This window comes from Aeromonas sobria, assembly GCF_006243315.1.
In the GTDB taxonomy this organism is placed as follows: Bacteria; Pseudomonadota; Gammaproteobacteria; order Enterobacterales; family Aeromonadaceae; genus Aeromonas; species Aeromonas sobria_A.
Genome location: NZ_NKWE01000005.1, coordinates 22,063 through 42,777, shown reverse-complemented (window position 1 = coordinate 42,777; position 20,715 = coordinate 22,063). Strand labels below are relative to the sequence as shown.

16 protein-coding genes are annotated in these 20,715 nt (G+C 57.2%); 6 read left to right on the top strand and 10 right to left on the bottom strand.

Translation table 11 applies throughout. From position 1 onward, the window contains the following. Positions 1 to 41: 41 nt before the first annotated feature. From CF137_RS01865 to uvrA, 5 genes are all read right to left on the bottom strand, one after another. On the bottom strand, positions 42 to 1,481 hold the full coding sequence (locus tag CF137_RS01865) for an ABC transporter substrate-binding protein (RefSeq protein ID WP_139717528.1): 1,440 nt from the start codon (positions 1,479 to 1,481) through the stop codon (positions 42 to 44). An 8-nt stretch (positions 1,482 to 1,489) separates the two neighbouring features. Then, positions 1,490 to 3,469 carry a HAMP domain-containing methyl-accepting chemotaxis protein gene (locus CF137_RS01860; RefSeq protein WP_139717526.1) on the bottom strand — a complete coding sequence of 660 codons (1,980 nt, stop codon included), beginning with the start codon at positions 3,467 to 3,469 and terminating at the stop codon, positions 1,490 to 1,492. Between the two features lie 226 nt (positions 3,470 to 3,695). Then, positions 3,696 to 4,289 (bottom strand): OmpW family outer membrane protein, encoded by a 594-nt coding sequence (locus CF137_RS01855; RefSeq protein WP_139717542.1) that lies wholly within the window; start codon positions 4,287 to 4,289, stop codon positions 3,696 to 3,698. A gap of 396 nt (positions 4,290 to 4,685) precedes the next feature. Then, positions 4,686 to 6,362, bottom strand: coding sequence for a sensor domain-containing diguanylate cyclase (locus CF137_RS01850; RefSeq protein WP_139717524.1), 1,677 nt, complete (start codon positions 6,360 to 6,362; stop codon positions 4,686 to 4,688). 121 nt (positions 6,363 to 6,483) lie between these two features. Next, on the bottom strand, positions 6,484 to 9,312 hold the full coding sequence (gene uvrA, locus CF137_RS01845) for an excinuclease ABC subunit UvrA (protein WP_139717522.1): 2,829 nt from the start codon (positions 9,310 to 9,312) through the stop codon (positions 6,484 to 6,486). 381 nt (positions 9,313 to 9,693) lie between these two features. Here uvrA and CF137_RS01840 point away from each other — a divergent pair, with 381 nt between their 5' ends. Continuing rightward, complete coding sequence (locus tag CF137_RS01840) at positions 9,694 to 10,278, top strand: single-stranded DNA-binding protein (RefSeq protein WP_068979511.1); 585 nt, start codon at positions 9,694 to 9,696, stop codon at positions 10,276 to 10,278. Between the two features lie 139 nt (positions 10,279 to 10,417). Next, positions 10,418 to 11,173, top strand: coding sequence for a substrate-binding periplasmic protein (locus CF137_RS01835; RefSeq protein ID WP_139717520.1), 756 nt, complete (start codon positions 10,418 to 10,420; stop codon positions 11,171 to 11,173). A gap of 72 nt (positions 11,174 to 11,245) precedes the next feature. On the opposite strand, the gene CF137_RS22370 is transcribed toward CF137_RS01835, so the two are convergent. Then, the gene (locus tag CF137_RS22370) at positions 11,246 to 11,371 is read right to left on the bottom strand and encodes a hypothetical protein (RefSeq protein ID WP_262364666.1); all 126 of its coding nucleotides are present in this window, start codon (positions 11,369 to 11,371) and stop codon (positions 11,246 to 11,248) included. Positions 11,372 to 11,831: 460 nt separating this feature from the next. Between CF137_RS22370 and CF137_RS01825 the strand changes: the two genes are divergently transcribed. The 4 genes from CF137_RS01825 (at position 11,832) to CF137_RS01810 (ending at position 15,544) form a co-directional block, all read left to right on the top strand. Further along, on the top strand, positions 11,832 to 12,734 hold the full coding sequence (locus tag CF137_RS01825) for a cation diffusion facilitator family transporter (protein ID WP_139717518.1): 903 nt from the start codon (positions 11,832 to 11,834) through the stop codon (positions 12,732 to 12,734). Positions 12,735 to 12,880: 146 nt separating this feature from the next. After that, positions 12,881 to 13,165, top strand: a complete 285-nt coding sequence (gene yjbD, locus CF137_RS01820; RefSeq protein ID WP_005340165.1) for a DUF3811 domain-containing protein — start codon at positions 12,881 to 12,883, stop codon at positions 13,163 to 13,165. Positions 13,166 to 13,678: 513 nt separating this feature from the next. Next, positions 13,679 to 13,891: a transcription antiterminator/RNA stability regulator CspE gene (gene cspE, locus CF137_RS01815; protein WP_005316548.1), complete on the top strand. Its 213-nt coding sequence runs from the start codon at positions 13,679 to 13,681 to the stop codon at positions 13,889 to 13,891. 294 nt (positions 13,892 to 14,185) lie between these two features. After that, positions 14,186 to 15,544 (top strand): NCS2 family permease, encoded by a 1,359-nt coding sequence (locus CF137_RS01810; protein WP_139717515.1) that lies wholly within the window; start codon positions 14,186 to 14,188, stop codon positions 15,542 to 15,544. A 133-nt stretch (positions 15,545 to 15,677) separates the two neighbouring features. Here the strand turns inward: CF137_RS01810 and CF137_RS01805 are convergent, their stop codons facing one another. The 4 genes from CF137_RS01805 to treR all read right to left on the bottom strand — a co-directional run bounded on the left by CF137_RS01805 (position 15,678) and on the right by treR (position 20,591). Beyond that, complete coding sequence (locus tag CF137_RS01805; protein ID WP_139717513.1) at positions 15,678 to 16,289, bottom strand: sugar O-acetyltransferase; 612 nt, start codon at positions 16,287 to 16,289, stop codon at positions 15,678 to 15,680. Between the two features lie 3 nt (positions 16,290 to 16,292). Beyond that, positions 16,293 to 17,954 (bottom strand): alpha,alpha-phosphotrehalase, encoded by a 1,662-nt coding sequence (treC, locus tag CF137_RS01800; protein WP_139717511.1) that lies wholly within the window; start codon positions 17,952 to 17,954, stop codon positions 16,293 to 16,295. Positions 17,955 to 18,020: 66 nt separating this feature from the next. Next, positions 18,021 to 19,451, bottom strand: coding sequence for a PTS trehalose transporter subunit IIBC (gene treB / locus CF137_RS01795; protein ID WP_139717509.1), 1,431 nt, complete (start codon positions 19,449 to 19,451; stop codon positions 18,021 to 18,023). 192 nt (positions 19,452 to 19,643) lie between these two features. Beyond that, positions 19,644 to 20,591, bottom strand: a complete 948-nt coding sequence (gene treR / locus CF137_RS01790) for a trehalose operon repressor TreR (protein ID WP_139717507.1) — start codon at positions 20,589 to 20,591, stop codon at positions 19,644 to 19,646. Positions 20,592 to 20,715: the final 124 nt, after the last annotated feature.

Here is a 20,715-nt window from a genome sequence, read left to right as displayed (position 1 = left end):
CGGGAGGCTGATGCCTCCCGCTGGTTATTAATGCTGATGACTTATTGCTGCGGCGCTTCCAGCTCATTGGAGAGCGCCTGCTCCACCGAAGGCGCCGGTAATGGCGCCGTCGCCGCTGAGGGAGTAACGACTGGAGCCACCGTGGCGGGAGCCGCACTGGTCGCAGGTGCTGCCGAGGCAGCAGCCGGCGCTGCAGCAGGGGCCGGGGTCACTGCATCACACTGACAATCCGCGCTCTTGGCCTTGCTGCCCTGATGAGGGGCGTACCAACCCTTCAAGCCACCTTCCAGTCGATCCGCGGCAGCCTTGGGCTCCATCTTGCCAAGCAGCACAGCCTGACTCACCTCGGCCAGTTCATCCCCCAGCTTGGGCGTACCACGGGAGAGGATCTGGGTCGCCACCCGAATGGTAGAGTCACACTGATCGCGCCACTCCATCATCTCTTTGGCCGCCGGATTGGTGACATCGAAGAAGTGGTTGGAGAGTGAGAAGAATCCCGGCAACGAGTTGGTATAGAGCTCGGCAAATTGCGGCGTGGCGAGCCACTGCAGGAAGGCCATCGCCCCCTCTTTGTTCTTGCTGGCCGGATTCAGCCCCATACCGATATCGGTGTGGTCGGTAAAGAAGCAGCCATCCACCTGTTTGGCCACCGGCGGACGCATGACGCCAAAATCGACCTTGCCGGTGAAGGGTGCAATCTCCCAGGATCCAGCCACGTAGAAGGCAGCCTTACCCGAGGTGAACAGCTCGTTGCTGGTCGCATAATCACGGCTCTCGCCCCCTTCACCGAGGTAGGAGCGCCAGCGCGCCAGCTCGTCGAACACCTTCACATATTGCGGGTTGTCCAGCCGCTCCTGCCCGCCGATCAGCGCCAACCGGCCATCCTCACCCTTCCAGTAGTTGGGGCCAATGTTCTGGAATCCCAGCTCGGAGGCGACCCAGCTCTCGGAGCCGCTCATCGCCAGCGGCACATAGCGGCCATCGGCTTTGACCTTATCCAGCACCGCAAAGAACTGGTCGCGGGTTTGCGGCAAGGTCAGCCCCAGCTCACTGAAGATCTGCTTGTTATAGAAGAAGCCATGGATCACCGAGGCCATCGGCACGCAGAAGGTCTGGGCACCGGAGTCAGTCTGCCAGGGTGACTGGGCAAAACTCGGGAAGTTCTCCATCCCCGCCATTTCGGTCAGCTCGGCCAGATGGCCCGCCTTGAACAGGGCGAGCGAGTCATCAAACGGACGACAGGTGATCAGGTCCCCCGCCTTGCCCCCTTTCAGACTCTCCCACAGGGTGGGCATGTAGTTGACGTTCTGCACCGGGTGAAAACTCACCTTGATTCCGGGATGCGCCGCTTCAAACGCCGGGATAATCTTCTGCTCCCACAGCGCCTTGTCATCGGTTCGCCAGCTTTCAATCACCAGCTCGCTGGCCATCAGCTGGCCACACAACAGGAGACTCAGGGCTCCAATCCACTTTTTAGACATAAGCCCTCCTAGACCTTGAAATGTGCGATCAATTGCTGCTGTTTGGCGACCAGCTCAGCCAGCACTTCGCTGCTGCTGGCGGATTCGCGCGCCTCCCGCTCGGTTTCGTATGCCACATCGGCAATACCGGCGATATGACGAGCGACCCCCTGACTGACGGAAATCTGCTCCTGAGCGGCATGGGCCACCTGATCGGCCATCGCCTTGATGGCCCCCATCCGCTCGGCAATGGATTGCAGCGCCACATCCATTTCGCGGGTCTGCTCGACACAGCTTTGCGTCTGCTCCTGGCTGCGCCCCATCACCTCGACCACCAGCTTGCTGGAGCTTTGCAGGTTCTCAATCATCCTCTGGATCTCTTCGGTCGAGGTCTGGGTACGATTGGCCAGCGCCCGCACTTCATCTGCGACCACCGCAAAGCCGCGCCCGGCATCGCCAGCACGAGCCGCTTCGATGGCGGCGTTCAATGCCAACAGGTTGGTCTGTTCGGCAATGCTGCGGATCACATCGAGGATGCTGCCGATATTGTTGCTGAACTCACCCAGCTTGTAGGTAATGCCGACCGCCTCTTCCATAGCGCCAGCCAACTGCTCGGTGATCTTGCGAGTGGTGGCCACTTTCTGGCGGCCACTGCGTGCCTCGTCATCGGCCAGATCCACCTCACGCTTGGTGCCATCGGTAGAGCGGGCCACCTCGGTGGCGCTCACTTCCAGCTCGGTAATGGCGGCAGCCACCTGATCGGTCTGGCTCTTCTGCTCCTGCACCCGGGACATGGCCCGCTCGCTGATCTCGGCGGCGCGGCTCGCCTCATCCACCAGATGGCGGGAACCCGCATTGATTTGAGAGAGCAGCTCGCCGGTCTTGCCAGCCAGCGTGTCGATGGAGCGGGAGAGGTTGCCAAACTCGCAACTGCTGCGGTAATTGATGCGGCGAGTCATGTCACCGGCCGCCATGTAATCCAACTCCCTGTTGATCATCTGCAACGGGCGCTGAATGCTGCGCGCCGTGGTATAGCCGATCACCAGCGCAGCAGCAGCTGACATCGCGGCGACGACCAGGATCCAGAAGCTGGCACTGCTGACGGCGGCATCGGCATTGATCCGGCTATCGCTGGCAATGGCCCCTGCAGACTTACCCATCTCGTCCAGCAAATTCAGGCTGTTGGCCAAGCTGGCATCCAGCTGCTGATTCTGCGTGGCCAGCGACAGCTCCAGTTGCTGGGCCTGACGCATGGTCGCCAGCAAACCCTGCGCGCCGAGCGCCAGCTCCTGCATCCGATCCAGATTGGAGACGAAACGCGCCTTCACATCATCCGGCACCAGCACCCTTTCCAGACGCTTGCGCGCCATCTCGATGTCCTTGCTGAGTACCTTTTCCAGCTCGTTCAGGTCGGTTTTGGCATCGGCCCGGCGGATATTCTTCAGATCGCGGGCAATGCCGGAGGTAATCAGTTCCGCCTTGTTGCGCATGGAACGTTTGCTGGCAGTCTGTTGCAGCAGCAAATCTGCTGCCCACTGGTAGGTATCCTCAAGGCGGATAAATTCCATCTCCAGCTTGTGGCGCTGATCCAGCGCTCTGACCCACTGCCGATGCTGGGCCAGCACCTGATCCGCCAAGCCATAGAATTGCGTGGTGGCACTCTCGACCTGCTGGAAGCGGGCGCGGGCATCTGCCACGCCGGTAAATTTCCCCATCTCCTGACTAAGCTGGGCGAAGCGGTTCTGCTGCTCCTTGAACTGATTGGCCAACTGCGGCAACTGGGCGGCATCTTCACTGGTGCGATAGACCAGCACCCAGCGGTTGCTATCCTGCAGAGCCCCCTTGAGACCTGCGACAGCCACCACTAGCGGGGTTGCCCGGTCAGATACGGCAGAGAGGCCGTCGTTTATACCCTTGATTTTAAAGGTACTGATCACGCCAAGCAGGATCAGCAACAGCAACATCAGCACAAATCCGGCGATGATCCGCTGCACAATAGATAAACCCATGGAGACATCCTCGCTCATTGGGGGAAGGTAGAGTGAACATAGTCACTATCGGCAGGGGTGGCGAATAAGTGAGAGAAAGCGATGGGTATTTAATTGATTTGTATCGGATTGCTCACAAGTTGGAAAATATAAGCCAAGCGAAAAAAGCCCGGCACAAGCCGGGCTGAAAGAGACGTACTTTGCTATCTTCCGCGATCCATTCAGAACCGCAGTCAGAATCGAATCATTAGAAGCGGTAACCCGCACCAACCATAAAGACCATTGGGTCAATCTTGGTTTTGATTCCATCTGCACCGTTTACATGCACATCAGTGTCGATATCCATGATCCAGGCAGAACCGTTTACAAACCAGCGGTCAGTGATCGCCATGTCGATACCAACTTGACCAGCAACACCCCAAGAATCATCCAGGCTCACATCGCTGTTGGTCAGAGGGCCACGACCTTTCTCGTCAAAGAAGTTGGTGTAGTTGACACCAATACCAACGTACGGACGAACCTTGCTCTGGGCATCGCCAAAGTAGTATTGAGCCATCAGGGTTGGCGGCAGGTGTTTGACCTTAGCCACTTCGGTATCGCCAATCTTCACTGAATGGGAGAATGGGGTCGCAGCCAGCAGCTCCACGCCGAAGTTATCTGTAGCCATATAGGTCAAAGTCAAACCCAGCTGGGCATTGTCATTGATTTCAAAGCTGTTACCACTGTCTTGTGGAGACACAACAGCCAAACCACCACGAACCAGAATATCGCCAGCCTGATGGGCCATGGCGAAAGGAGAGGTCACTGCAGCGGCAATCATCAGAGGAAGTAATTTTTTCATCACGTAATCCCTTTTTTTGTTTTCATTTGATGCTGTAAGCCTGCTGACTATATGCCCTTGTAAACGCAAAGTTATTGACTTGGAGCAAAGGTTGCACAGAAATAAATCGATTGCTGCCACATCTTTGCTGTCTGCTTCACTCTCGTCGAATCCCATATAGCATGCCGCAACCGTCATCCCGGAATGCCGGTTTTACCATTAGCCATTGCAAAAAGAAGTAGATAATCGACACCTTATTGGCAGGCGGAATGGCGATAAACACCAGTGGACTGTCATAAAAAACCTGTTTTGACACCATTTTTGACACCATGCCAGTGGCCAGGACGCTATCGATTGTCACGCGGCACAATGAGTCGTAGTCAAGATCAAAGCTTGTCTGATAGCGGTACGGCGAGGTTACCCCGGATTTGCGGAGTGCCGCAGCGTGAGCCCCTTCCCTTCGACCAGCAGTTCCGGGCTCTTGTCCATCACCTCCCTGACAGACAAGCTGGCGACATAACCGCACCACCGATTGCGCCCCCCTTGCTTGGCCTGGTAGAGCGCCATATCGGCCAATTTGAAGCTGTGGCTCCAGAATGAATCCGGGCACTCCGGGTGCAGGGGATAGCGACAATAGCCCAGTGACACTGTCAGCCATAATGGCTCCCCCTCCTTGCCAAAACGGTGTTGCGCGACACGCTGGCGCAGATATTCGACCCGCAGCGCCAGCTCTTGCTCGTCATCCACCTGCAGCAGCAATAAAAACTCCTCTCCCCCCAGTCGGATAATCGGCTCTGATTCACTCACCACCAGCTTGCGCAACAGTTCTGCCAGTTGCTTCAACACCAGATCCCCGATGTCATGACCAAATCGATCATTGATCCGTTTGAAATGATCGAGATCCAGCAGCAACAGCAAACAAGGCTTGGCTCCGTTAGCCTGCAACCAGCCATCCAGATAACGGCGATTGAAGCAATGGGTCAAGGGATCGGTGAACGCCGCCATCTCCATCTGACAGGATCGCTCCAGCAACGCATCGTGTTGCTGGCTTACCTTGCTGGCCATCTCCCTGAACTTGCCACTCAAGGTCGCCATTTCGGCACTGCTGTCGATAAACGGGATCAAATTGGCATCTGGCCGATCACCAAAGCGCTGCAACGCCGACACCAGCTGCTGCAACGGGGTAAGCACAATACTGTTGAGTCGGTACATGGCGATCATGATGCAGATAAAACTGATAAACAGCATGCCCACAAAGGTCCAGAGCGCCCCTTCCAGCACACTGCCCAATACTTTGCGCTCCTCCTCAATGACCAGCGTCAACACCGGCAGGTTATCGCTGTTGAGCAGCCGCACCTCTCCCCTCAGCCGATCCAGCCCCAGGTCAATCAGGCGATAGGTCATTTGCGATTTCAACGGTTTGAAGGAGGCAGTGACATCCAGATTGGTATGGGAGATCGCCAGTGGCAGCTCGGTTCGCTGCGATACCTGCTCGAGATAAGCGGTGTCGAGCCAACGCATCACCAGCAAAAAACCGTTGAACGGCGCAGAGCCGTCACTATTTCTGATCGGCTGCCACGAGTACATCAGCGGCCCCCACTGGGAAGCACGGATCCCGTGCAGATTGATGCCCCCTTGCGCCACCGAGCGCGCTCTTAACTGCTTTTTCAGTTCATCCAGGAAGTAGGGAAACTGATCCGGGTTGACTCCCGGTGCATCGGGCAGCAGGGTGCGCGTCCAGATCTCGTAGCCACTGAGATCCATGAAGCTCATCAGATTGAGGCTGAAGTCCCGCATCGGCATATCATTGAACAGATTGGATTCGACGAACGCCCTGCTTTTGTTGCCCATAAAGCGGTGGCTATCATCCCAGATGCCCCAATCCCGACTGAATGCATCCAGAGCAGCGACATCGGACTGCACCACCCGGCTAACTCGCAGCAGGTGATCCTTCATGCGCTGCTCTTCAATCCGGGTGGCCGCCGGGATCTGGGCCCATGCCAGCAGGAACAATAGCAGCAGGATAGCCCCCAGCCAGATGGGGAACATGGAGTAAGCCAACTGATGATCAATCGTGCGCGGAGCCTGAGCCATAACTCGATATATCCCTTACCATGACACCGTGATGCCAGCCTGCCCGCATCACACGAGCCGCGCCTCCATGTTACCGATTTTTATAAAAAAAAGGGGCCAAAGGCCCCTCGATTATAACGGCTTATCGCGTCAAGAGCGGCCGTAAAAAACGTGCTGTATGAGACTCTTTATTGCCGCAGATCTCCTCCGGCGTCCCCGTCACCAGAATGCGGCCGCCACCGGCCCCCCCCTCCGGCCCCAGATCGACGATCCAGTCGGCAGTTTTCACCACGTCCAGGTTGTGCTCGATGATGACGATGGTGTTGCCGCGATCCCGCAGTTGATGCAGCACCTTGAGCAGTTGCTGGATGTCGTGGAAGTGCAATCCGGTGGTCGGCTCGTCCAGAATATAGAGGGTCTGACCGGTGTCCCGCTTGGAGAGCTCCCGCGCCAGCTTGACCCGCTGCGCCTCGCCACCAGAGAGAGTGGTCGCTGACTGACCAAGGCGAATGTAAGAGAGGCCCACATCCATCAGGGTCTGCAACTTGCGCGCCACTGCCGGCACCGGATCGAAGAACTCGCGGGCATCCTCCACCGTCATGTCGAGGATCTCGTGGATGTTCTTGCCCTTGTATTTCACCTCCAGGGTCTCGCGGTTATAGCGCTTGCCCTTGCAGACATCACACGGCACGTAGACATCCGGCAGGAAGTGCATCTCCACCTTGATGACCCCATCCCCCTGACACGCCTCGCAGCGCCCCCCCTTGACGTTGAAGGAGAAACGGCCGGGCTTATAACCACGGGAGCGCGCCTCCTGAGTGCCGGAAAGCAGCTCGCGGATCGGGGTGAACAGGCCGGTATAGGTGGCCGGGTTGGAGCGCGGGGTACGGCCGATGGGGCTCTGATCGATATCCACCACCTTGTCCAGATGCTCCAGCCCCTCAACACTGCGATAGGGAGCAGGCGTGGACTCGGTCGCCTTGTTGAGTTCCCGGTGCGCAATACGGAACAGGGTGTCATTGATCAGGGTCGACTTGCCGGAGCCTGAAACGCCGGTAACGCAGGTCATCACCCCGAGCGGCAAATCCAGATTGACGTTGCGCAAGTTGTTGCCGCTCGCCCCTTTGAGCTTCAACCACTTGCCGGTCAGCGGGGTACGTTCATCAGGGATGGCGATCTGCTTGCGGCCAGAGAGATAGTCACCGGTCAGTGAAGCTGGGTTGTCGATGATCTGCTGCGGGGTGCCCTGCGCCACAATTTCGCCGCCGTGCACGCCCGCCCCCGGACCAATGTCGAGCACGTGGTCGGCGAGGCGAATGGCATCCTCGTCGTGCTCCACCACGATCACGGTATTGCCCAGATCGCGCAGGTGAGTGAGGGTCTTGAGCAGCCGCTCATTGTCGCGCTGGTGCAGGCCGATAGAGGGTTCATCGAGCACGTACATGACGCCCACCAGCCCGGCACCAATCTGACTGGCCAGTCGAATGCGCTGGGCTTCACCGCCAGAGAGGGTTTCGGCACTGCGTGACAGGCTCAGGTAGTTGAGACCCACGTTCACCAGGAAGCCCAGCCGCTCAATGATCTCTTTGAGGATCTTTTCGGCAATCTGACCGCGCTGACCGGTCAGGTTCAGCCCCTCGAAGAAGGCGAGTGCATCGCCGATGGACTGCTCGGCGATGGCGGGCAGGTTACGGTTATCCACAAACACGTGGCGCGCCTCTTGCCGCAGTCGGCTACCGCCGCAGCTGGTACAGGATTTGTTGGCGATGTACTTGGAGAGCTCTTCGCGCACCGAGTTGGACTCGGTCTCCCGATAGCGGCGCTCCATGTTGTGCAAGATCCCCTCAAACGGGTGCTTGCGCACCACCACGTCGCCGCGATCGTTCATGTAACGGAACTCGATCTCGGTGCGAGCAGAGCCCCGCAGGATCACCTCTTGGGTCTTTGGCGGCAGATCTTCCCACGGCGTCTCCAGATCGAACTTGTAGTGTTCGGAGAGATATTTCAGCATCTGGAAGTAGTAGAAGCTGCGCTTGTCCCAACCGCGGATAGCGCCGTTGGCCAGACTGATGGCAGGATCGCCGATCACCTTGGCCGGATCGAAATATTGCTGCACTCCCAGGCCGTCACAGGTAGGGCAGGCACCAGCCGGGTTGTTGAAGGAGAAGATCCGCGGTTCCAGCTCCGACATGGAGTAGCCACACTCGGGGCAGGCGAAGTTGGCGGAGAAGGTCATGGGGGCAACCCCCTCTTCTCCGTCCATGGGTACCACCAGCACGATGCCGCCGGAGAGGGTCAGTGCCGTCTCGAATGATTCAGCGAGCCGCAGCGCCAGGTCATCGCGCACCTTGAAGCGATCCACCACCACCTCGATGGTATGCTTCTTGTGTAGCTCCAGCGTAGGAGGGTCAGAGAGATCGCACACCTCGCCGTCGATGCGGGCACGGATATAACCCTGTGCCGCCAGATTTTCCAATAGCTTGCTGTGCTCCCCTTTACGATCCCGCACCACTGGGGCCAGCAGCATCAGCTTACTCCCCTCCGGCTGGGCCAGCACCTGATCCACCATCTGACTGATGGTCTGGGCGGCCAGTGGGATCTCGTGAGTCGGGCAGCGGGGTTCACCGACCCGGGCGAACAACAGCCGTAGATAGTCGTAAATCTCGGTAATGGTGCCGACAGTCGAGCGCGGGTTGTGGGAGGTAGACTTCTGCTCAATCGAGATGGCCGGTGAAAGCCCCTCGATATGATCGACGTCCGGCTTCTCCATCAAAGAGAGGAATTGGCGGGCATAGGCAGAGAGCGACTCCACATAGCGACGCTGCCCTTCGGCATAGAGGGTATCGAACGCCAGCGAGGATTTGCCGGAGCCGGAGAGACCGGTCACCACGATCAGCTTGTCGCGGGGCAGGGTCAGATTGATGTTCTTGAGGTTGTGGGTGCGAGCACCCCGGACCACGATTTTTTCCATCTTGTTGCACGCTCGATACAGAAACCTGAGCGAGCCAGTATGGCATAGCGACTACTGGATGAATAGACAGGCATTATCTATCGCTATCATCCTTTTTTGCGATTGAATCTGTGCCTTCCCAACCCATGCCAAAGAGACGTTCTGCTTCCGCCCCTCAACCGGCAACACCACACGGATGAGGGTGCGCAGGGACGCATCAGCTGTTACTATTGGGGGCTAAACGTGAGCCAGGTAATAAGTAAACATCAGCCTGATTGCTGCTACGGGTATAGAAAAACCATGCTGTTCAATACGATAGCGGCATGGTCATGAAAAAACGCGGTAACTCATTTGGTTGGCCTAGGCTTTGCCTGGCCGGAATATAAAGGTGGAAGAGAAATTATGGCCAGTCGAGGCATCAATAAAGTCATTCTGATCGGTAACCTCGGGCAAGACCCGGAAGTACGCTACATGCCGAGTGGTGGCGCGGTGACCAACATTACTCTGGCCACCTCCGAATCCTGGCGCGACAAGCAGACTGGTGAGCAGAAAGAGCGTACCGAATGGCACCGTGTGGTATTCATGGGCAAACTGGCCGAAGTAGCCGGTGAATACCTGAAGAAAGGCTCCCAAGTCTATGTAGAAGGCAAGCTGCAGACTCGTAAATGGCAAGATCAGGGTGGCCAGGAGCGCTACACCACTGAAGTGCTGGTGGACAGTTTCAGTGGTGTCATGCAGATGCTGGGTGGCCGCCCACAAGGTGGCGCCGGACAAGCTATGGGTGGTCAAAGCCAAGGCAACTGGGGCCAGCCACAGCAGAGCATGCCTGCCCAGCAGCCGATGAACCAGCAGCGCCCCGCTCCGGCTCCGCAGCAAAACATGCAGCAACCGCAAGGCGGTTATGGCCGCCCGGCCCAGCAGCCACAATCTGCGCCGCCGGTTTATAACGAGCCGCCGATGGATTTCGACGACGATATCCCCTTCTAAGAACAGAAATATTGAAAAGGCCCTGATAACTCAGGGTCTTTTTTTATGCATTCAAGGCTGAACCAGTCAGCCAGAAAGGAATATGACGTTTTATGGCGGCCTCGCTTACAGTGATGGATATTCTGCACAGGAGCGCGTTGTGAAAGGTGCAATCCAGCTGATCACCCCTTTATTGCTATTGCTGGCCAGCTTGCTGCCCGGCCAGTTACTGGCCAAGCCACTCAAGGTTGGGGTCAGCTTTGCCATTCCCCCCTATGTAATCAAAGACACTCACCGTGGCATCGAGCTGGATCTGCTGAAAGAGGCGTTCGCCGGTAGCGGCTATGAGCCCAGCTTTGAATTTCTACCGCTGGAGCGAACCTTCCGCCTGTTCGAGTCAGGAAAGCTGGATGCCATCATCAACGTCAAACCCGGCATGGTTGATCCCCACTTTCTGACCCGGCCCGTCATTACGTTCCATAACCGGATCTTCACCCTGCGCAGCACCCATATCAGTACCCTGGACGATCTGCATGCCAAGCGAGTCACCGCCTTTCAACGGGCAAGGATCATTCTGGGGGGCGCGTTCGCCACCATGGCCAACCAGAATCCCCACTATGAGGAAGTGGCCAAGCAGCAGGGGCAGGTGCATCAGTTGATGCGCGGCAGGGTCGATGCTGTGGTACTGGAGGAGCGGGTGTTCTACTACTATCTGGACCAGCTGATCGCCGCAGCCCAGACAGGCGAGCGCTATGAGCGCAATCAGGTCAGACAAGCGGACCTCTTCCCACCCACCGTCTATCACTTTGCCTTCCGTGCGGCCGATGTCCGCAACCTGTTTGATGAACGCCTTGAGGCAATGCGCCAGGATGGTCGCTATCGCCAGATTTTCGCGGCTTACGGCGCCACGCCGTGAGCCACAAACATAAAAGCCAGCCGGTAAGGGCTGGCTTTGTACTGGCTCCGAAGGAACAGCAGTAGTGGAGCGTTACTTCATTGCGCTGCCGTTTTTCAGATCTGCTTTCTGACGTTTGGCTTCGCGTTTCTCTTTCAGTGACAGCTGCGGTTTTTTCTTGGCATCTTTGCCGTTGTGATGTTCTTTGTTACTCATCATCAAACTCCAAAAATGTTATCCAGACAGTTGGAGCCACAAGGGATCCAGCATGCCATCCGAATCATCAACTTCAGTACGCTTGGTGTGATGGCAGGGGCCATCAACAGAACCAGCATACCCTCCACTCGAATCCGGATCCAGCCTCATTCTCACCAAAAAATAGCTACGAGCAATCCCTTGGAACATCAAGCCAAATGGACTCGATACGAAAAACCAAAAAAGAGTGATTTGCATTATTAAATGTTGTCACACTGATATTAAGGCCGAACTACCGAGATATTTTCACGGATAAATATAAATCCCTTTCATTATTTATTGCCATTCAATCGGCCACCATTTTAATAAGCATTCGCAATATCACCAGAAACATCAGGTTACAACACCGAATAGGTTATTTCCGGTCAGCCAGATATAATGCGCGCCGCACCGAAATATCCGTTTTTATTCAGGAAGCTGTGACATGAACAGAAAAACCAGAGCAGCCATGGTATCCGTCTGCTCCAATATCAGCCTGATCATCATGAAGGTAATGGCTGGTATCGCCAGTGGCTCGGTCAGTATCATCTCGGAAGCCATCCACTCCGCGATGGATCTGGTGGCGGCCTTGATCGCCCTGTTTGCAGTGAAAAAGTCCGACCTTCCTCCCGATGAGCGCCACCCTTATGGCCACGACAAAATTGAAAATGTCTCCGGTGTTATAGAGGCCCTGCTGATCTTGCTGGCCGCAGGGTGGATTATTTTCGAGGCAGTCGACAAACTGCTCCACCCTGCAGCCATCGAAAGTATCGGCTGGGGCGTGCTTGTCATGGTGATTTCAGCGGTAGTTAACAGTGGTGTATCTGCCTACCTATATAAGGTGGCGAAAGAAGAGGAGTCCGTCGCGCTGGCTGCAGATGCACTTCATCTGAAGGCCGATGTTCTCACCTCCGCCGGAGTGGCCATCGGTCTTGGCGGTATCTGGCTGGCCAGTCTGTTTGGTCACTCACTCGCCATCCTCGACCCACTGGTGGCAATTGCTGTCGCCATCTTTATTGTCAGGGAGGCGATCAGCATGCTCAATGAAGCCTTCCACCCCCTGCTCGACCATAGCATGAGCCACGAGGAGCTGGAGATGACCAGCCGCATCATCACTGAATGTTGCCCTGCCTCCAGCGGTTTTCACGATTTGCGCAGCCGCCGTGCTGGTCGTCGTCGCCATATTGATTTTCACCTCACCCTGCCAACCGAGATGACTATTGGTGAAGCTCACGATATATGTGACCGCATCGAACATGAGATCATAGAGCAACTACCTCACGCCATTGTGTTGATCCATGTCGAACCAGACGGGCAGATGGCGCTATCTCCACTGGCCATCACCTGACACACGGTAAACAAGCGGTAAAGTTGCCGCGAAATCTCTGGAACTGGGCTCTAACTGGTGTTTTTGCTGCTGGAATGCCGATTGCATAAGAAGTGATCGGCACAACTGTGTTAGGGTATCTAACCCCCCTGCCGCAGGAGCGCGCTGTGAAAAAGCTGGAAATGAAAGATCTGACCGAGGCTGAAAAAGCTGAAATAGCCTTGTTATTGCAGAAAGCGCAAGCCAATGCAGACCACCAGCTGACCAACGGAGAGCGGAACAAAATCCGTGAAGAGGGTCGCCTGAAAATTGTGGCAGATCGCGCCGAAGCAGCCAAAGCGGCCTCCAAGCTTGCTCGCGAGAAAGCAAAAGAGCGCGCCAAGAATCAGGTACTGCCAGAAACCTTTAGCTGGATAGATTCAGTCAGCAACAAGTTTCGCAGCAAACGCTAATTCCCTGCTTAGTGAAAATGCCCGCTCGCACTTGGTGCTGAGCGGGCATTTTCATTTATGGCCCCAAGCGCCCACGGCCCACACGCGTGCAGCATTTCAATCTGATCATGAGCGCCATCTTTACCGCCAAATCTGGCTACATTAGCGATACAAAAAAGCGCAACTGAGCTTCCTTAGAAGCTGTTTCCGTTAAAATGAAACATTCTATACACTTGAAATAAATAGCTTTTACCAAAAAATAGCCAACCTGACGTTCGTTACAAAAAATTAATATAGAGATAAGGTTTGCTTTAACAATGAGAGCGTGTTTTAATCTCTCTCGATGGTTCGGCAGTTCAGACCTGATTATGTTAGGCAGTCATTTTAGTAAAGCAGTGATTAGTGTAAGCGTTATCCTAGGATAATTCTTACAAAATAATTCTCCTTCTTTAGTGCTCCCCATACGTATTGCTGACGAAAAATCACCGATTGCTACATTTTGTAGCATTTCAAATACTATTTAAGGAAATTATTATGTCTAACAAAATGACTGGTACCGTTAAGTTCTTCAACGCTGAAAAAGGTTTTGGCTTCATCTCCCCGGCTGACGGCAGCAAAGACGTGTTCGTACACTTCTCCGCTATCCAGTCCACCAGCTTCAAAACCCTGGACGAAGGTCAGCGCGTTGAGTTCACCATCGAGCAAGGCCAGAAAGGCCCGGCTGCAGCCAACGTAGTTGGTCTGTAATTCAAGCTTGAGCACATTGCTTGTGGCTAATGCCATTCGCTAATCGCTCAGCAAGAATTTAAAAAACCCGCTTCAGGCGGGTTTTTTGTTGTTCCATTTTTCTCACCTATCCCCTTCCTCAGCAACGCTTCACACTGACTTCTCTCCCTTTTGGGTCTGCACTTGAACTCCGAATGGGCCCTTTATGCAAAATATTGATGAAAAAGTCAGGTTACCCACTGCATTTTCGGCGAATTCTTGCTATTTTGCGCGCCACAAAAGCAAACGATTTCCTTCACACTTTTAGGATAAGTTATGGCAAAGCAAGATATGGCCGCCAACGGAACCACCGGTGGCTTTTTGGATTCTTATTTTTCCATTTCTGCGCGCGGTAGTAGTGTGCGCCAGGAACTGTTGGCCGGTTTGACCACCTTCCTGGCCATGGTCTACAGCATCATAGTTGTACCGAACATGCTGGGTGCCGCCGGTTTTGAGCAGGGCCCGGTCTTTGTCGCCACCTGTTTGATCGCCGCCTTCGGTTCCCTGCTGATGGGGCTGTGGGCCAAGCTGCCAATGGCTATCGGTTGTGCCATCTCCCTCACCGCCTTTACCGCGTTCAGTCTGGTACTCGGTCAGGGACTGAGTATTCCGGTCGCCCTCGGCGCCATCTTCCTGATGGGTGTGCTGTTCACCCTGATCAGCATCACTGGCGTGCGCCAGTGGATCCTCGATAACCTCCCCTCCGGTATTGCCCACGGCACCGGCATCGGTATCGGGCTGTTCCTGCTGCTAATCGCCACCAACGGCGTTGGCATGGTGATCAAGAATGAAGGGGCCGGTCTGCCGGTCCAGCTGGGGGACGTCACCTCTTTCCCGGTGATCATGACGGTGCTGGGTCTGGCAGCAATCTTCGGTCTGGAACGTCGCAAGGTGCCGGGCGGTATCCTGATGGTGATCATCGCCATCTCCATCCTCGGCCTTATCTTCGATCCGAAAGTGACTTGGCAGGGCTTCTTCGCCATGCCGAGCCTGACTGGTGAGAAAGGTTCGCTGGTTGGCAGCATGGATCTGCTGGGCGCCCTCAATCCGGTGGTCATTCCGACCGTACTGGCACTGGTGATGACCGCCGTATTTGACGCTACCGGCACCATTCGTGCCGTAGCGGGTCAGGCGGGTCTTATCAACGAGCGTGGCCACATCATCAGCGGCGGCAAGGCCCTGACTGCCGACTCCGTCAGCAGCATGGTGGCGGGTGTAGTAGGTGGTGCCCCTGCGGCCGTCTACATCGAATCTGCCGCAGGCACTGCCGCCGGTGGCAAAACCGGTCTGACCGCTGCGCTGGTCGGCGTGCTGTTCCTGATGATGATTTTCCTGTCGCCACTGAGCTATCTGGTACCGGCCTACGCTACCGCACCGGCCCTGATGTACGTCGGCCTGCTGATGCTGGGCAACGTCACCAAGCTGGACTTCAGTGACTCGGTCGATGCGCTGGCCGGTATGCTGTGCGCCGTCTTCATCGTGCTCACCTGCAACATCGTCACCGGTATCATGCTGGGCTTCGTGGCGTTGGTCGTTGGCCGCATCTTCGCTGCCGAGTGGAAGAAACTCAACGTCGGTACCGTCATCATCGCCGTGGCACTGGTGGTCTTCTATGCTGGCGGCTGGGCCATCTAACATTCGCGGCTATCAACACGCGCCGGCACGTTAGTCGCTGTTATAAAAATGCCCCACCTTCCGGTGGGGCATTTTTCGTTTGAGGGAGTGATTTATCCACTTCCTCCATTACCTCGGTTAAACCCCCCGTAGCTTACCCCTCCATCAGCTCCTCTGCTGTCATGGGCCGCAATACCTTGCAGGGATTACCTACCGCCACCACATTGGCAGGAATATCTCTGGTCACTACGGAGCCCGCGCCAATCACGCTGTTGTCACCGATAGTGACGCCGGGACAGATGACAGTGCTGCCGCCGATCCAGACGTTGTGACCGATCCGCACCGGCTTGCCAAACTCCACCCCCTTGATGCGCGGCGCCACGGCAACCGGATGAGCGGCGGTGTAGATCTGCACCCCGGGCGCCAGCAGCACGTTGTCGCCGATATGTACCTCACAGACATCGAGGATGGTGCAGTTGAAGTTGGCGTAAAAATTCGCTCCGACATGGATATTTGCGCCGTAGTCGCAAAAAAATGGCGGGGTAATAAAGCAGCGTTCCGCACGGCTACCGAGCAAACGCGTGAGGCGCTCATCCCACCCAGGGGAACTGGTCGACTCCCGGTTCAATTCGCCCAACAATGCACGACACCGTTCACGGGCCGCCACCAACACGGGATCACCCGCATCATAGGGCTCCCCCGCCACCATCTTCTGCCACTCGGGCCCGCGCACTATTGCCGCCACCTTCGTCATCACCTCGCTCATCAACTACTCCATCAGCCAGATCAGGGATTCATAAGGGCGCAGCATACCCGATTGCGGCCGGGCCGGGCTATCGGGGTAGTTACCCAGCAGCAGGCGACCTTCAGCAGCTTGCAGCTCGGCAGGCAGCGCAAACTCCACCGGCTCGCCGTAGAAGTTGCTCACCACCAGCAGGGTCTGACCGTTGGCACTGCGGGTATAGGTCCAGACTTGCTCATGCCCCGCCAGCAGCTCCTGATAATCCCCCAAGGTGAAGATGGGGTACGCCTTGCGAAGACGGATCAAATCCCGATAGTGCCAGAACACCGAGTTCTGGTCGGCCAGCGCCGCCTCGGCGTTGATCTCGGGGTAGTTGGCAGCGGGCTTGAGCCAGGGCGTCCCGTTGGTGAAACCGGCGTTGGACGCGGCACTCCACTGCATCGGGGTACGGGAGTTGTCACGGGATTTGGCGCCGAGAATGGCGAGGATCTCGGCCTCACTCATCCCCTCCGCCTGCTTGATGGCGGAGATGTTGCGGCTCTCTACATCCTGATAGTCGTCGATGCTCTGATAACCGGGGTTGGTCATGCCGATCTCCTCCCCCTGATAGATGTAGGGGGTGCCCTGCAGGCCGTGCAATGTGCTGGCCAGCATCTTGGCGGCCACAACCCGATGTTCGCCCTCGTCGCCGAAGCGGGAGACGATGCGCGGCTGGTCGTGGTTGCACCAGAACAGCGCCGACCACCCCTTGCCATGCATGCCGCTCTGCCAGTGGTTGAAGATGCGCTTGAGCTCGAGGAAATCGAACGGCGCCTTGGTCCACTTGTCACCGTTGGGGTAATCCACCTTGAGGTGGTGGAAGTTGAACACCATGGAGAGCTCGGAGCCATCCAGCGCGCCGTAACGCTGGCAGTGCTCCAGCGAGGTAGAGGACATCTCCCCCACCGTCATGGCCCCCACCGGCGCGAACACATCGCGGCTCACATCCTGCAAAAACTCGTGGATGCGCGGCCCGTCGGTATAGAAGCGGCGGCCATCGCCAATCTCGTCGCTCGGGAACGCCTGATCCTTGGAGATGAGGTTGATGACGTCGAGACGGAAACCATCGATCCCCTTCTTCGCCCAGAAGTGGATGATGTTTTTGACTTCGGCGCGCACCGCCGGGTTTTCCCAGTTGAGATCCGCCTGCTCGCGGGCAAACAGGTGCAGGTAATACTGCTCGGTCGCAGCATCCAGCTCCCAGGCGCTGCCGCCAAACTTGGATTGCCAGTTGTTGGGCACACCGCCATCCACCGGATCCTGCCAGATGTAGTAGTCGCGGTAGGGGCTGTTCTTGTCCCCCAGCGCTGATTTGAACCAGGCGTGTTCGGTGGAGGTGTGGTTGACCACTATATCCATCACGATGCGGATGTCGCGCGCGTGGGCGGCAGCCAACAGCGCCTCGAAATCTTCCATGGTGCCGTAGGCGGGGTCGATGGCAAGGTAGTCGGCGATGTCGTAACCGTTGTCCACCTGCGGGGAGACGTAGACCGGGGTCAGCCAGAGGGCGTCAACGCCCAGAGTCTTGAGATAGTCGAGGCGGGCCATGATCCCCTTGAGATCACCGGTGCCACGGGCAGCGGAATCCTGAAAGCTCTTGGGGTAGATCTGGTAAATCACGGCACTCTGCCACCAGGGAGTTTGGCTCATGGGTCTTTCTCTTGTCTCGAATATGAAATGGAGAGGGCGACCCGTGGGTCGCCCTGATAATCAGTGTCAGGCGCTGGCTTGGGCCAACTTGCCAGCGGCTTGCTGGCGCTTGTAGACCAGCAGGGTCAGTACCAAAGGCACCACGATGGCGACCAGCATGGCAAGGGAGTAAACGGCCCAGTATTGCGGCTGGATGGAGAGGATGCCCGGCAGGCCGCCCACTCCGATGCCGTTGGCCATTACTCCGGCGAAGCCGCAGATAAGGGCCGCGAGACTGGAACCCACCATGGCGCATAGCATGGGGAACTTGTACTTGAGGTTGATACCGTACATGGCCGGTTCGGTCACCCCGAGGTAGGCGGAGATGGCGGCAGGCACCGAGATTTCCCGCTCGTTCTCCTTGCGGCTGATCAGAATGATGCCGACGACCGCAGAGGCTTGCGCGATGTTGGAGAGGGCGATGATCGGCCAGATTGGCGTGCCACCCATGCTCTGCATCAGCTGCAGATCCACCGCGTTGGTGGTGTGGTGGATGCCAGTGATGACCAGCGGCGCATAGAAGAAGCCGAACAGGGCGGCACCGATGGGAGCGAAGGAACCGGTCATGGCTGCCTTGGCGGCAAAGCCGACGCCCTCACCAATCCAGCGGCCGAACGGGCCGATAAAAGCGTGAGCCACGATCACCGCCAGCAGCAGCGAGACAAACGGCACAATCACCAGATAGAGATAGGCAGGAATGATCCGCTTGAGGTTGGTCTCCACCCAGGCTAGGAATACCCCCGCCAGCAGGGCCGGAATAACCTGCGCCTGATAACCCACCTTCTGGATCACGAACAGACCGAAATCCCACACCTCGGGAGTTTGCTGGCCGATGCCATAGGCGTTCATCAACTGCGGCGACACCAGCGTCACCCCCAGCACGATACCGAGGATCTCGGAGCCGCCCATCTTCTTCACCGCAGACCAGCAGACGCCGACTGGCAGGAAATGGAAGATCGCCTCGCCCAGCAGCCAGAGGAAGGCGTGCACCTGAGCCCAGAACTGGCTGATCTCGGTGAGGGTATGCGTGCCATCGTCGAACATCTTGATGTCGCCGATGACGTTGCGAAAGCCGAGGATCAGACCACCGGTGATGATGGCGGGCAACAGGGGGACGAAGATCTCCGCCAGATGGGAGATGCCCCGCTCCAGCGGATTCATATTATGACGGGCAGCCTGCTTGGCGGCCTCCTTGCTACCGCCGCTGACGCCGAGCTCTTCAGTCAGCGCCTTGTACCACTGCTCCACCTCGTTGCCGATCACCACCTGGAACTGACCGCCCTGGGTGAAGCTTCCCTTCACTGCCGGGATGGTTTCGATGGCCTTGCTGTCGGCCTTGGCCGGATCGTTCAGGACGAAGCGCAACCGGGTCAGGCAGTGACTGACGGTGGCGATGTTCTCCTTGCCGCCGATCTTGTCGATCAGGGTGGCAAGCTGTTGTGCGTTGATCTTGGACATGGGTCTTCCCTCTGTGACGCCATTGAATAGTGGTCTGCATCGCCCTTTTGAGCCAGTCTGTCGGCCGGAGCGTTTTTGGTATCGTTCCCATTTAGCATGCCGACAATTTGGCCAGATCGAAATGGGAACGTTCCCAATTCGTGGCCAGCATCACAAAAAGCGCATTTTTTGTTCAGTCAGAAGTGATGGGGCTCACAGGGTTCGGCAGGGTGCTATGGTCACCAGCGGCGGCTGCGCCTGCTCGATCTGACCGAGCAGCTGGCGGGCCGCCTGCTCCCCCGCCCCCTTGTAACCCAGATCGAGACTGAGGGCGTTGGGGAAGAGGAAGCTGAGCATGGGGTTGTTGCCAAGGCCGGTCACCAGCACCTCGCTACGTCCTTGTTCTTGCAGGTATTTTGCCGCACCGATGGCGAGGGTATCGCTGGCGCAGACCAGAGCCTGGGTGGTGGGGGTGAGCAGCTCGGCCGCCAGCCGGTAGCCGCTCTGCAGGCTGAGATCGCCGAGGGCGCTGCGCGGGCTCAACCCCTGCTCTGTGCAGTAAGCGAGATAGGCATCGAGTCGGCGCTGACCGGTGGTGAGATCCGAGGCATCCACCCCCAGATAAGCGATGTCGCGGGCGCCACGGCTTGCCAGCTGCGCCAGCATGGTGCGCACCGCACCGGCATCGTCGAAGCAGACCGAGGAAAAACCGGGGTATTCGCGCGCCATCAACACCAGCTTCTCTTTCAGCGGCGCCATGGCGGCATAGTCCAAGTCATTGAAGGCGAACAGGATAATGCCATCCACCCCACGCCGCTCCAGCACCGCCAGATGCTCCTGCACCTTGGCGGGTGAGAACTTGCTCTCCATCAGCACGGCGTCGTAGCCGCGCTGGTAGAGGGTCTCCAGCATGCCGCGCACGGCCTGATTTTCGGAGCTGGAGTCGAGGCGCGAGACGATGATCCCCACCACCTGCTGGCTCTGGCTACGCATGGCCCGCGCCGACTTGCTCGGCACAAAGCCGTGTTCGGCGATGATCTGCTCTACCCGCTCGCGGGTCTCCTGCTTCACCTTGGGATCCTGATTAAGCACCCGGGAGACGGTCGACTTGCCGACGCCACTCAGTCGGGCGATATCGAGGATGGTCAGTTTCTTGTCCATGAATTGGCTCACAGGAGGCTAGGCGGTGGAATTGCCCACATTGTTGTGATTAACCCCTGTGAATACAAGCCCATGGCGTTAGAATGCATTTTTGCCCCGCCACCAGGGCGCGTGGGTACAGCAC